At 68.0% G+C, this 12,610-nt stretch carries 12 protein-coding genes; 10 read left to right on the forward strand and 2 right to left on the reverse strand.

All coding sequences use genetic code 11. The features are described from left to right. The first annotated feature begins 5 nt into the window (after positions 1–5). Entirely contained in the window at positions 6–359 is a 354-nt protein-coding gene (locus tag A5727_RS20250) for a hypothetical protein (protein ID WP_068253929.1), read from the forward strand. Continuing rightward, positions 359–982, forward strand: coding sequence for a Dabb family protein (locus A5727_RS20255; protein ID WP_068253932.1), 624 nt, complete (start codon positions 359–361; stop codon positions 980–982). Before A5727_RS20250 ends, A5727_RS20255 begins: the two co-directional genes overlap by 1 nt. Before the next feature lie 12 nt (positions 983–994). Here the strand turns inward: A5727_RS20255 and A5727_RS20260 are convergent, their stop codons facing one another. Further along, positions 995–1,882 (reverse strand): SDR family NAD(P)-dependent oxidoreductase, encoded by an 888-nt coding sequence (locus A5727_RS20260; protein WP_068253935.1) that lies wholly within the window; start codon positions 1,880–1,882, stop codon positions 995–997. Then, positions 1,879–3,801, reverse strand: coding sequence for a flavin-containing monooxygenase (locus A5727_RS20265; RefSeq protein ID WP_068253938.1), 1,923 nt, complete (start codon positions 3,799–3,801; stop codon positions 1,879–1,881). The genes A5727_RS20260 and A5727_RS20265 overlap by 4 nt, the downstream gene beginning before the upstream one ends. Before the next feature lie 117 nt (positions 3,802–3,918). Between A5727_RS20265 and A5727_RS20270 the strand changes: the two genes are divergently transcribed. From A5727_RS20270 to A5727_RS20305, 8 genes are all read left to right on the forward strand, one after another. Continuing rightward, positions 3,919–5,502, forward strand: a complete 1,584-nt coding sequence (locus tag A5727_RS20270) for an acyl-CoA synthetase (protein WP_068253941.1) — start codon at positions 3,919–3,921, stop codon at positions 5,500–5,502. A 95-nt stretch (positions 5,503–5,597) separates the two neighbouring features. Continuing rightward, complete coding sequence (locus A5727_RS20275; RefSeq protein WP_068253944.1) at positions 5,598–6,716, forward strand: zinc-binding dehydrogenase; 1,119 nt, start codon at positions 5,598–5,600, stop codon at positions 6,714–6,716. A gap of 23 nt (positions 6,717–6,739) precedes the next feature. Beyond that, entirely contained in the window at positions 6,740–8,161 is a 1,422-nt protein-coding gene (locus A5727_RS20280) for an aldehyde dehydrogenase family protein (protein WP_068253947.1), read from the forward strand. 28 nt (positions 8,162–8,189) lie between these two features. Then, positions 8,190–8,975: a crotonase/enoyl-CoA hydratase family protein gene (locus tag A5727_RS20285; RefSeq protein WP_157521474.1), complete on the forward strand. Its 786-nt coding sequence runs from the start codon at positions 8,190–8,192 to the stop codon at positions 8,973–8,975. Then, a complete protein-coding gene (locus A5727_RS20290) occupies positions 8,975–10,126 on the forward strand; it encodes an acyl-CoA dehydrogenase family protein (protein ID WP_068254370.1) in 1,152 nt (383 codons plus the stop codon). Before A5727_RS20285 ends, A5727_RS20290 begins: the two co-directional genes overlap by 1 nt. Next, entirely contained in the window at positions 10,123–11,172 is a 1,050-nt protein-coding gene (locus A5727_RS20295; protein WP_068253950.1) for an acyl-CoA dehydrogenase family protein, read from the forward strand. Before A5727_RS20290 ends, A5727_RS20295 begins: the two co-directional genes overlap by 4 nt. 77 nt (positions 11,173–11,249) lie before the next feature. Then, entirely contained in the window at positions 11,250–11,735 is a 486-nt protein-coding gene (locus tag A5727_RS20300) for a nuclear transport factor 2 family protein (RefSeq protein WP_068253953.1), read from the forward strand. Further along, positions 11,732–12,607, forward strand: coding sequence for an SDR family oxidoreductase (locus A5727_RS20305; protein WP_068253957.1), 876 nt, complete (start codon positions 11,732–11,734; stop codon positions 12,605–12,607). Before A5727_RS20300 ends, A5727_RS20305 begins: the two co-directional genes overlap by 4 nt. Positions 12,608–12,610: the final 3 nt, after the last annotated feature.

The raw sequence follows: 12,610 nt of genomic DNA on the forward strand, positions 1-12,610 counted from the left end.
CAGACATGGCCGACGGTGAAGTGTTCGTCATCGACAGGGTGCTGACCAGGCCGGGGCAGGCCCGCCTCTTCGTCGACCGGTACCTCGCCGAGTACGCACCGGGAGCGCGGGAGCGCGGGATGTCGCTGCAGAGCGTGTTGGTCAGCCCGCCGATCTGGTTCGACGACCAGTCCAACACCGTCACGGTCACGTGGTCCCTGCCGAGCCCGCTGGCCTGGTGGCAGATGACGTGGAAGGGCCGTCCCGACCCGGGCCTGGGCCAATGGTGGTCGGAGATCGAGGAGCTGGTGGTGGAACGGACCCGGTCGGTCGCCGCACCGGCCGCCGACGTCGATGCGCTCTGCGGTCAGGACCTCTGATGTTCAACGTCACGCGTCTGCTCGACGTCGAAGCTTCCGAGCGCGAGCGGGTGCTCGCGGCCGTCCGCCGCGCTGTCGCAGACACTGGGGCGTTGCGCTGGGTGGTCGAACCGACCGACCCCGGCTCACGCAACGGCGGCGACGTCCTGGTGCATCTCCGCTTCGCCGATCAGTCGCAGTGGCGCGACGCCGAATCGACCCTGGCGACCGCATTGGCCGATCCGGCTGTCACCCGCGTCAACGGCGCGACCTACGACGGCGAACCGGTCGTGATCGGCGCACCGGGCACGGTGTACCGGACGCTGCTGCTGCGCGTGCACCCCGACACCCCGTCGGACACCGTGGCACGTTTCGAGGCCGAGCTGCAGGCCATGCCGCGTTACGTCGACACGATCCGGGCCTGGCAGCTGAGCCGGGTCATCGATGCCGAAGGCGCCACCGCATGGACCCACGTCTTCGAGCAGGAGTTCACCGACGTCGACGGGTTGATGGGCCCGTATCTGATGCACCCCATCCACTGGGCTGTGGTGGACCGCTGGTTCGACCCCGAGTGCCCCGATGTCGTTGTGCGTGAACGTGTCTCGCACAGTTTCTGCCTGAGCGAGACACCCATTCTCCGGTGAGACCGGCTCGGCTCACATACCTGCGGGCAGGATGTTCGGGTTCGCCGACGCCGGGGGCTGAAGCGGCGGAAGCAGCGTGCGGCCGTCCAGGCTGTGCACCGGAAGCTGTTGTGACCACGGATAGTGCAGGCTGAACGCCACCAGTCCGGTGCGTTCGGCCGCAGGCAGATGACACATCGCCAGCACGGTCTCCGCGAGGTACTCCACCGGCTCGGTGGGGAACGTGTCCGGGATCAGGCTCGCCGCCCCGGGCGTGCGGACCGCACTGGACGGGCCGACCACGTTCACCGCGATGTTGTCGTCCAGCAGTTCGGCGGCGACGCCCTGGGTGAACCTGTGCAGCGCGGCCTTCATCGATGCGTACACGACGTCGCCGGAGGACTTGTTGTACTCACGATAGGGCCGTACCGGTGCCAGTCCCGTCACCGACCCGATGTTGACGATCCAGCCGCCGCCCTGACTTCGCATGTGCGGAACGGCCTTCTGGGTCAGCACAAACGGGGTGCGGACGTAGTGTTCGACGGTGCGGTCGAACGTTTCGATCGGCATGTCCTCGATGACCGAGTAGTCGGCGTATCCGGCATTGTTCACCAGGATGTCGAGTCGGCCCGTCCGCTCGATCACCTGATCGACCAGGCCGGCGCGTTGTTCGGCGTCCTCCAGGTCCGCCGCGATGCCGAATGCGCTGCCGCCGGCCGCCTCGATGAGCTCGATGGTCTCGCCGATGGTCCCGGGCAGCGCCGTGGTCTGCCCGGCCCGAGTGGACGGGGACGGCTCATAGGAGCGGGCCGTGACCGCCACCACAGCGCCTTCGGCGGCCAGGCGCTGCGCCACCGCGCGTCCGATTCCACGGCTGCTGCCGGTCACCAATGCTGTTCTGCCACTGAGTAGTTTCGTCACCGGAGTGTGAGGTCCTCTTCGATGGGAGCGCGGTGGCTCTGCCAGACATCGATCAGCCGGAAGGGGAACGCGGTGACGATGCGCCCACCGCCCGAGCGGTAGTAGGTGTGCGCCGTGGGCGTGTGGCACCACACCGTGTTCGCCATCGCGTCGTCGATCTGGCGCACGTATCCCTCGAATGCCTCGGGGGTGACCTCGATCGTCGCGGCCTCGCGTTGCGCCATCAGCTGCAGGCACTCCATCACGTAGTGGACCATCACCTCGACGCCGAAGTTGTGTCCGGCGCCGTGCCCGGGGCTGTAGTTGGGAGCCGACGAGATGAACAGGTTGGGGAAACCAGGAACCAGGCCACCACGGTAGGCGCTGGGACTGTCACCCCAGAACTCGCTGAGCCGCAGCCCATTCCGGCCCCGAATGTCGATTGTCGACAGGAAGTCCAAGTGATAGCCGGTGGCGTAGATGATGACGTCCAGCTCGATCTGTCGGCCGTCCTCGGTGACGATGCCCCGCTCGTTGACCCGGGCGGGTTCGCTGGCCTCGACATCGACGTGCTCCCGGGTCAGAGCCGCGTAGTAGCCGCCCGGGTCGCGGATGATGCGCTTGCCGTAAGGGGCGAAGTCCGGGGTGACCTTCTTGGCGAGTTCGGATTCGGCGCCGAAGACCCGGTCGATGTACTCCAGGCACATCTGCAGCAGGACGTCGTTGGCCGGCGAGATCGACAGATGATCGGCGGCCCACTCCGGATCCCGAAGGATGACCGGGTGGTTGTTGTCCGCGGTGCCCCAGAACGACTTCAACCGGTTCCAGTTGGCGTAGTACGGGATGTGGGTGTTGAGCCAGCGGCGGTGGTCCGGCACGTCGTCGCTGAGTCGTTTCCGCGGAGCCACCCAGTGCGGTTGCCGCTGGAACACCGTCAGATGCTCGACGTCGTCGACGCAGGCGTCCACGACCTGCACCGCGGTGCACCCGGCGCCGATGATCGCGACCTTCTTGCCGCGCAGGTCCAGGTTCGGGTCCCACTCGGCGGAGTGGACGCTCACGCCGGTGAAGCTGTCCCGGCCCGGCAGGTCCGGCCATCTGGGACGGTTGAGGTAGCCCGCAGCCGGGATGACGACGTTGGCGTGGCTGACGTCCCGGGTGCCGTCGGGACCGACCGTGTGGACCTGCCACTGGCGGCGCTCCTCATCCCACCAGAGCGCCTCGACCTCGGTGCCGAACCGGATGTGCTCGCGCAGACTGTTCTTGTCGGCAACCGACTCCAGGTACCTCTGGTACTCGGCGCCCTGCGGGTAATAGCTTGACCAGTCCGCGTTGATGTCCCGCGACAGCGAGTAGTACGCCGACGGGGTGTCCACCCCGATCCCGGGATAGACGGCGGTGTACCAGGTGCCGCCCACCTCGTCGTTGCGGTCGATGATCTCGTAGTCGATGCCCGCGGCAGCACATTCCAGGGCTGCGGCCATTCCGGCCATACCGGCACCGACGATCACCACCTTGAAGTCACTGGGCAGCTTCGCCGCCCGCGGCAACACCGGCTGGGACGGACGGAAACCACCCTGCTCGAGCAGGAGGTCCACATACTCCGGCGCGACCTCGGTGCCCAACGCCAGCGGCGCGATCTTGGCGAACAGCCCGGCGTCATCGAAGGCCAGCGCGGTGTCCGGGCGCGGCGCGTGCAGCGCGTCGATCACCGCTCCGACCAACTCTTCGAGCGTCTCGGGATCGGTGACACCGGCCTGCTCCGGTGGGTCGGGGACGAACGAGATCTTCGCGGCGAAGCGGTCCACCGCGCCCGCATCGCCCGTCAACTGTGCGAGCACCGCCACCAGCACCCCGGCATCGGCTCGGCTCAAGTGTGCCCGCAGCTCCTGGGGATCCAGGGCCGCGAGATCTGCCGTCATGGTCGCATCGGTCGACATCGAACCTCCTTGCTCGCTGCCGAGTATCGGATCGCCGGGGCACCTCAGTCCGGGCCGTTTCTACTCAGCGGGACGCAGCGTGAATCCCACACGAACCGCAGGCATACAGTCCGGAGCATGACTGACCTGGACGCCGTGCTCGCATCGGCGCGCAGCCACGCTCTCGGTGACATCCCCCGCCGGTCCGCTCGCCGTCACCCCGACAAGGTCGCGATCATCGATGGCGACGTGTCGTTGACCTTCGCCGAGTTCGAGCACCTGGTCGATCGCGCTGCCGCAGCGCTGAGCGACAACGGCTTCGGCGTCGGTGACCGAGTGGCGTTACTGGCTCACAACTGTTGGCAGTATGCGGTTCTGGCGTTCGCCACCGCCCGCGCCGGTGTGGTCCTGGTTCCGATCAACTTCATGCTCACGGCGGAGGAGATCTCGTTCATCCTTCGCCACAGCGGGGTCCGCGGGTTCCTGGTCGAGGCCGACCTGGCCCCGACGGCGGAGGAGGCGATGCGCCTCGGCGGGCAGGTGAGGACGAAGGCCGCCGTGGTCTTCCCGGGTCAGAGTCTGCCCGCCGGCTGGGACGACTTCGGGCAGTGGCTGAAGACGTCATCGGCCGCTCCCACACCGACGGTCGCCGACGACCAGGTGATCCGGTTGATGTACACCAGCGGCACCGAGTCGCACCCCAAGGGCGCGATGCACTCCAGCCGCAGCCTGATGGGCAACTACATCAGCTCGATCATCGCCGGGTCCATGGAGGGCACCGACGTCGAGGTGCATTCGCTGCCGCTCTACCACTGCGCGCAACTGGACAATTTCCTGATCACCGACATCTATCTCGGTGCCACCAGCATCATCCTGCCGCGGCCCGAACCGGAACTGGTGCTGCGCGCCATCGAAAAACACGGTGTGACCAACTATTTCGCCCCACCGACGGTGTGGATCTCGCTGCTGCGCTCACCGGTGTTCGACGAGGTGGACCTGTCCAGCCTGCGCAAGGGCTACTACGGCGCGTCGGCGATGCCCATCGAGATCCTGGCCGAGATGCGCGAGCGGCTGCCCAACCTGCGACTGTGGAACTTCTACGGGCAGACGGAGATGGCGCCGCTGGCCTCGGTGTTGGGGCCCGACGAGCAGGACACCCACGCGGGATCGGCCGGACGTCCGGCGGTCAACGTGGAGACCGCGATCCTGGACGACGACAACGCACCCGTCGCCCCGGGCGTCGTGGGCGAGATCGCGCATCGCAGTCCGCACCTGATGCTGGGTTACCTCGACGACCCGGACAAGACGGCCGAGGCCTTCCGTGGCGGCTGGTTCCACTCCGGCGACCTGGGCTACTACGACGAGCACGGTCTGCTGCATGTGGTCGACCGCAAGAAGGACATGATCAAGACCGGTGGGGAGAACGTCGCCAGCCGCGAGGTGGAGGAGGTCATCTACCGGCACCCCGGTGTGGAGGAGGTCGCCGTCTTCGGCCTCCCGCACCCGGTGTGGGTGGAGGCCGTGGTGGCCACCGTGGTGCCCCGCGACGGCGCACAGGTCAGCGTGGAGGAGATTCTCGGTCACTGCCGTGAGCACCTGGCCGGGTTCAAGACCCCCAAACAGATCTTCTTCGCCGATTCGCTGCCCAAGAACCCCAGCGGCAAGCTGCTCAAGCGGGTGCTGCGGGAACGGTTCAGCGCGGACGGCACCGGGGTCGGCTGAGCAGGTCGCCCGCTGGGCGGGAACGCCGCACCGGGAAAACGGCACCCACAGTTAGCGTGCCGCACATCCTCTGTTGGATGAAAGGATCCCGCCTCATGTCCCGCGCACCATTCACGGGCCGCATCGCCCGCTTCGACGAACCGGGCAAGCCGTTCGAGATCGACACGGTCACCCTGCCCGAAGTGGGACCCGGAGAGATCCTGATCAAGGTGACGCGGGCCAACATCTGCGGCTCCGACGTCCACGCCTGGCACGGGACCTTCGCCACCCGCGGCCTCGGCGGACAGCTTCCGACCGTGCTCGGACACGAAATGGTCGGCGCTGTCGAGGAATTGGGGTCGGGTGTCACCGCAGACTCCAACGGCAAACCACTGCAGGTGGGCACCCGGGTGGTGTTCCCCTACTTCTTCTGCTGCCACACCTGCCGCAACTGCCTGGCCGGCCGCCGCAACGCGTGCCTGAATCTGAAGATGGCGATGCTCGGCCGTGCCGACGAACCGCCGTACTTCGTCGGCGGCTATGGCGACTACTTCCTGCTGCCCGCCGGTGCGGTCGTCTACACCGTGCCCGATTCGCTGTCCGACGAGATCGCCGCCGGAGCCAACTGCGCACTCTCCCAGGTGATGTACGGCCTGGAGCGCGTCGACCAGGGGCTCGGCGAGTATGTGGTGGTCCAGGGCGCGGGCGCACTCGGTCTCTACGCCGTCGCCGTGGCCAAGGCGCGCGGTGCCGCCAAGGTGATCGCCATCGACGGCGTTCCCGAGCGCCTGGAACTGGCCAAGGCGTTCGGCGCCGACGCCGTCATCGACATCACCGAAGCCACGACCGACAAGGAGCGTGCCAAGATCGTCCGCGCGCTCACCGACGGCCAGGGCGCCGATGTGGTGGTCGAGGTGGTGGGTCACCCGTCGGCCATCGACGAGGGACTCAAGCTGCTCGGCCAGTTCGGCCGCTACGTGGAGATCGGCAACATCAACATCGGCAAGACGTTCGAGTTCGACCCGTCCCGATTCGTGTTCACCAACAAGACCATGGTCGGCGTCTCGCTCTACGACCCGGCCGTACTGTCCCGGGCGCTGACCTTCCTGGACGAGTACCAGCACAAGCTGCCGTTCGATCGCTTGGCCGCGGCGTGCTACCCCCTCTCCGACATCAACGCCGCATTCGCCGCCGCCGAAGGCAGGCGCGACGTGCGCGCCAGCATCGTGCCCTGACTCCCCCGATCGGAAAGCCGTTCATGACCAACCATCAGTACGACCGCACCACCCTGTTCATCGACGGGCAGTGGGTGTCCCCTTCAGGCAGCGCCGGAATCGACGTCATCGATCCGGCTACGGAGCAGGTGTTCGGCACCGTTCCCAGCGGCACCGAAGCCGACGTGGACGCCGCGGTCTCCGCGGCCCGGCGGGCGTTCGACCCGCTGATCAGCGTCGCCGAACGACGCGAACGTCTGGACGCGGTGATCACCGCGATGGAGAAGCGTCTGCCCGACATCGCCGAGACCATCACCCGCGAGATGGGCGCCCCGATCCGGATCGCCCAGAGCGTGCAGACCCAGGTGCCGCTCGCGGTCGCCCGCGGCTTCGCCGACGCGCTGGCCACTTTCGAGTTCGAGGAGCGCATCGGCAACTCGCTGGTGGTTCGTGAACCCTACGGCGTGGTCGCCGCGATCACGCCGTGGAACTATCCGCTGTACCAGGTGGTCGCCAAGGTCCTGCCGGCGATCGCCGCGGGTTGCACCGTGGTGCTCAAGCCCAGCAACGAGGCACCCCTGTCGGTGTTCGAGTTCGTCGAGGCCCTCGAGGACGCCGGCCTGCCGCCCGGTGTGGTCAATCTGGTGTCGGGACCCGGCCGGGTGATCGGCGAGCACATGTCGGCCCACCCGGACGTCGACTTCGTCTCCTTCACCGGTTCGACCGGAGTCGGCAGCCGCGTGGGCGAACTGGCCGGCCAAACCATCAAGAAGGTCGCGCTCGAGCTGGGCGGCAAGTCGGCCAACGTCATCCTCGACAGCGCCGACCTCGCGACCGCGATCAAGGTCGGTGTCGGCAATGCCTTCCTCAACGGCGGACAGACCTGCATGGCCTGGACCCGCATGCTCGTGCCGCTGTCCCGCTACAGCGAGGCACTCGACCTGGTCGAGGCCGCGGTCTCGAAGTACACCGTCGGTGATCCGTGGGATCCGAACACCCGGATCGGGCCGTCGGCTTCCCGCGGACAGTTCGAGACTGTTCTCGGATTCATCGAACGCGCGCCGCATGACGGTGCCCGCCTGGTGACCGGCGGCGCCGAGAAGATCCGCGACGTCGGCTATTACGTCGCCCCAACGGTCTTCGCCGACGTCGACCCCGATTCCGAGCTGGGCCAGGAGGAGGTCTTCGGGCCGGTGCTCGCCGTCATCCCGTTCCGCGACTCCGACGAGGCCCTGAGCATCGCCAACGGCACCCCGTACGGTCTGTCCGGCGCGGTCTGGGCAGCCGACGACGACACCGCGATCGCGTTCGCCCGTCAGGTGCAGACCGGCCAACTCGACATCAACGGGGGCAGGTACAACCCCGCGGCGCCATTCGGCGGATACAAGAAGTCCGGCATCGGCCGCGAACTCGGCCGAATCGGATTTGAAGAGTTTCTGCAGATCAAATCGCTGCAGCTGCCGTGACACCGACGAGAAGCGAGATGAACCGATCATGAGCTCACCATCGAACCCACTGGTGATCACCGCGGCGGACGCCGTGCAGGTGTGGACGATCAACCTCCCCCATGCCGGCAACGCCATCACCGACCGCGGCTTCATCGCCGCATTCGAGGCGGCGGTGGACGCGGCCAACGCCGACTCAGCGGTGCGTGCGGTGATCCTGACCGGCGAGGGGAAGATCTTCTCCGCGGGCGGCAACGTCAAGGAGATGGCGGACCGTGAGGGCATGTTCGGCCTGGACGCCATCGAGCAGCGCTACGCCTACGTCGACGGAATTCAGCGCATACCGAGGTCCTTGGCCCGCCTGGAGGTCCCGATCATCGCGGCGGTCAACGGCCCCGCGATCGGCGCGGGCTGCGACCTCGCGATGATGTGCGACATTCGGATCGCTTCCGAACGCGCGTCGTTCGCCGAGAGCTTCGTGCAGATCGGACTGGTCCCGGGCGACGGCGGCACCTGGTTCCTGCAGCGCGCCATCGGCTACGAACGGGCCGCCGAGATGACCCTGACCGGCGACCGGATAGATGCGGTGACCGCGGTGGAGTGGGGCTTGGTCAGCCGCGTGGTCCCCCACGAGGAGCTCCTGTCCGCGGCCCGCGACCTCGCCGGCCGGATCGTCAAGAACCCGGCTCAGGCCCTGCGGATGGCCAAACGACTCCTGCAGGAGTCGCGGACCGGCCTGCTCGAGTCGACACTGGGGATGGCAGCGGCCATGCAGCCGTTGGCGCACCACGATTCCGAGCACGTCCGCCGCATCGAGAGATGGCGCAGCGCCTGATGGCCCTTCCACGTCTGGTGCCGGCGGCCAGCACCGAACCGGCGAACACGACAGCCCTGCGCGCCGAGGTCCGCGCGTTTCTCGCCGATCAACTCGCCGCGGGCACCTTCACCCCGGCTGTCGACGCCTGGCTGTGCGGGTGGGACGAGAACTTCACGCGGGCCCTGGCCGCACGCGGTTGGTTGGGCATGACGGTGCCCGAAGCCTATGGCGGCCACGGGCGCTCGTTCCTCGAGCGGTTCGTCGTCACCGAGGAACTGCTGGCCGCGGGAGCGCCGGTGGCCGCGCACTGGATTGCCGACCGCCAGATCGTCCCGTCCCTGCTGAAGTACGGCACCGATGGCCAGAAGCGCGAGTTCCTGCCCAAGATCGCCGCCGGTGAGTGCTTCTTCGGTATCGGGATGAGTGAACCGGACTCCGGCTCCGACCTCGCGAGTGTGCGGACGCGCGCCGTGCAGACCGACGGCGGGTGGAGGCTGACCGGGACCAAGGTCTGGACCTCCGGCGCCCACCACGCCCACGCGTTCATCGTGCTGGCCCGCTCCGCGCCTCTTGACCCTGCGCACCGGCACGCCGGATTGAGCCAGTTCATCGTGCGGTTCGACGGGCCGGGTGTGCAGGTGCGCCCGATCATCTCGATGAACGGCGGCCACCACTTCAATGAGGTGATCCTCGACGACGTCTTCGTGCCCGACGAGATGGTGTTCGGTGAGATCGGCGACGGGTGGCGCCAGGTGACCTCGGAACTGGCCTTCGAACGAAGTGGGCCCGAACGCCTGCTGTCCACCTTCACGCTGCTGGCTGCGACAGCGGAGGGCATGGCCAACCATCAGCTCTCCCACGACGCCGGCCTCGGCCGGCTGGTGGCGCGGACCGCAGGACTGCACCAGATGTCCACCGCCGTGGCCGGTGCCCTGGAGCGTCACGAGCCCGCCGATGTGCCGGCCGCGGTGGTCAAGGTGCTCGGCACCACCACCGAAGGCGACATCGCCGACTTCGCCGACCTGCACGGCGGTGACAACGCCGCGATCGAACCGGCACTGCGGGATCTGATCGCCGCTGCAGTGGACCAACGCCCCGGTTTCACGCTGCGGGGCGGGACCAACGAGGTGTTGCGCGGCGTGATCGCCCGCGGATTGGGGATGCGATGACCACCGCTGCGACGACGGCAGGCTCAGGCGTCGACTCCGAACTGGCCGCCATGATGAACGCGGTGTTCGCCGCCCATCGGGAATCACACGCTCCCGCCGCGACGATCACCCGTGATGCCGAGCTGTGGTCCACGCTCGCCGAGTTGGGGCTGGTGCGGCTGACCGGATCAGAGCGCTCCGGCGGCAGCGGCGCGGGCTGGCATGAGGCCGCCGAGTTGACTGCCGCGGCCGCGCGCAACGGGGTTCGAGTCCCGCTGGCCGAGCACGATCTGCTGGCGTGTTGGCTGCTCGAGTCGGCTGGGTTGCCGATCGACGACGCCGTGCGCACCGTCTGCGTCCTCGACGAATCCGGTGCCGCCACGGCAGTCCCCTGGGCGTCGACCGCCGACCGGGTCGTGGTGATCTGGCGCGACAGCACCGCGACGGACCGCCATCTGCTGGCCGACGTGAACGGCGCGGATCTGCGAATCACGCCGGGCACCAACATGATCGGCGAACCGCGCGACACCGTCGTCGCCGACGTCTCGGCGTTGTCCGGCGTACCGGTCGGCGACGACATCGTCGCGGTGCTGGAACTCAAGGCCGCACTGGTGCGCGCGATCCAGGTGTGCGCGGCGTTGGACACCGTCGTCGAACTGGCGGTCGAGCACACGTCCTCGCGAACCCAGTTCGGCCGACCGCTGTCGAAGTTCCAGGCTGTGCAGAACATGATCGCCGACAGCGCGGCCGAGGCCGCACTCGCTCGGGCCACCACCGAGGCCGCCCTCGCCACGGCCGCCGCGACCGGGTGGTCTGCACCCAACCTCGAGTTCCTGGTCGCGGTTGCGCGGTCCTGCGCGGGTCACGCGTCGTCGGTGGTCGTACGCAACGCGCATCAGGCGTTTGGCGCCATCGGAACCACCGTCGAACACCGGCTGCACGAGTACACCAGGGCGGCGCTGGCCTGGCGTGGCGAGTTCGGGTCGGTTCGCCAGTGGGACGAGCGGGTCAGCGACGCGGCACTGCGCGCCGGCGGCGCCGGCCTGTGGGCCCTGATCACCGGCTGAACGCCTCGTCGCGTTCGGTGTTCCGCTGACCGGGCGGAACTGCGTCCAGGCGCACACCGCCGAGGTTGACTCCACCCATGAGCAACGAGATCACACTGTCGGAAGTCCAGGAGTTCATCGCCCGGTTCTGGTACCACTACGACCAGGGCCAGTTCGACGTGCTCGCCACGTTCATCGCCGACGAGATGCAGTACCTGAGCCGCTCGGACTCCGGCAACTGCCCGTTCGAGGAGCTGCTCGCGGCCGAGTTGCACGGCGGCGCCGAGACGCTGGCCTGGCTCAAGCAGCACCGCGACGAGAACCCGTATCCGCTGCGCCATCACGCCACCAACATCTTCCGCACCGGATCCGACGGCGACGTCACCTCGGTCCGGTTCTACCTGTACGTCAACCAGGTGACCAACAACGTGCCCTTCGACGTGTCGTCCGGCGTGGTCGACGCCGGCATCCGCCGCGGTGCCAACGGATTGGTGCTGACCTCCCTGACCGTGGTGCTCGACGCCGAGGACTCGATTCCGTTCGCTGAGCACCGGGCCAAGGTCGCGTCGTCGGCGGAAGCGTGAGCGCACTCGAGGTGTTCGGTGGCGGCGTCGCCGTGATCACGGGGGCCGGCGCCGGAATCGGCGCCGGCCTTGCCCGTCATGCCCATCGCCTCGGGATGTCGCTGGTCCTTGCCGATGTCGACGCGGCCGCGGTGGCCGCACTGCGTGACGAGGTGCTCGCCGACGGCGGCAACGCCGTCGACATGGTCTGCGACGTGCGCGACCCGGATGCCGTGGCCGACCTCGCCGAGCGCACCTACCGCGATATCGGACCGGTCCGGCTCCTGGTCAACAACGCCGGCGTCGAACAGTTCGGATACCTCTGGGACACGCCGGTTTCCAATTGGAATCGGGTGATGGACATCAATGTCAGCGGCGTGTTCCACGGTGTGCGGGCGTTCCTGCCGAAGATGCTCGCCGAACCCTCACCGTCCTGGGTGTGGAACCTCTCGTCCATCGGCGGGGTCGCCTCGGTGCCGTTGCAGGCGCCGTACATCGTCAGCAAGCACGCCGTGCTCGCCCTGACCGAGTGCCTGCGACTTGAGGTCGAGTTGGCCGGCCACGCCGATCACGTTCACGTGCAGGCAGTTCTGCCGGGGGCGGTCAAGTCCAACATCTTCGAGGCCGCGGGCGGTGTCGACGCCGACCGTGCGGGAGCCGACGTCGACGCGGCCGAATCCACACGTGACGCCATGCTCGACATCAAGGCCGCCGCCATGGATCCCATCGAAGCCGCCGAGGTCGTGTTCGAACAGGCTGCGCAGGGCGCGTTCTACCTGCTGACCCAGCCGGACTACGTGAGTTCGGCGATGGCCGAGCGGGCCCAGGTGCTGACGACACAGGTGCCACCGCAGCTGCGGACCACCCAGCGCTTCGACCCCGACAAGCACTGAGGT

Source organism: Mycobacterium sp. ACS4331, from assembly GCF_001667265.1.
Lineage (GTDB): Bacteria > Actinomycetota > Actinomycetes > Mycobacteriales > Mycobacteriaceae > Mycobacterium.

What these genes read in the sequence shown, in the direction of transcription:
- A5727_RS20250 (WP_068253929.1), top strand. Translation starts at nt 6, where the DNA reads ATGGCCGACGGTGAAGTGTTCGTCATCGACAGGGTGCTGACCAGGCCG.
- A5727_RS20255 (WP_068253932.1), top strand. Translation starts at nt 359, where the DNA reads ATGTTCAACGTCACGCGTCTGCTCGACGTCGAAGCTTCCGAGCGCGAG.
- A5727_RS20265 (WP_068253938.1), bottom strand. Translation starts at nt 3,801, where the DNA reads ATGTCGACCGATGCGACCATGACGGCAGATCTCGCGGCCCTGGATCCC.
- A5727_RS20270 (WP_068253941.1), top strand. Translation starts at nt 3,919, where the DNA reads ATGACTGACCTGGACGCCGTGCTCGCATCGGCGCGCAGCCACGCTCTC.
- A5727_RS20275 (WP_068253944.1), top strand. Translation starts at nt 5,598, where the DNA reads ATGTCCCGCGCACCATTCACGGGCCGCATCGCCCGCTTCGACGAACCG.
- A5727_RS20280 (WP_068253947.1), top strand. Translation starts at nt 6,740, where the DNA reads ATGACCAACCATCAGTACGACCGCACCACCCTGTTCATCGACGGGCAG.
- A5727_RS20285 (WP_157521474.1), top strand. Translation starts at nt 8,190, where the DNA reads ATGAGCTCACCATCGAACCCACTGGTGATCACCGCGGCGGACGCCGTG.
- A5727_RS20290 (WP_068254370.1), top strand. Translation starts at nt 8,975, where the DNA reads ATGGCCCTTCCACGTCTGGTGCCGGCGGCCAGCACCGAACCGGCGAAC.
- A5727_RS20295 (WP_068253950.1), top strand. Translation starts at nt 10,123, where the DNA reads ATGACCACCGCTGCGACGACGGCAGGCTCAGGCGTCGACTCCGAACTG.
- A5727_RS20300 (WP_068253953.1), top strand. Translation starts at nt 11,250, where the DNA reads ATGAGCAACGAGATCACACTGTCGGAAGTCCAGGAGTTCATCGCCCGG.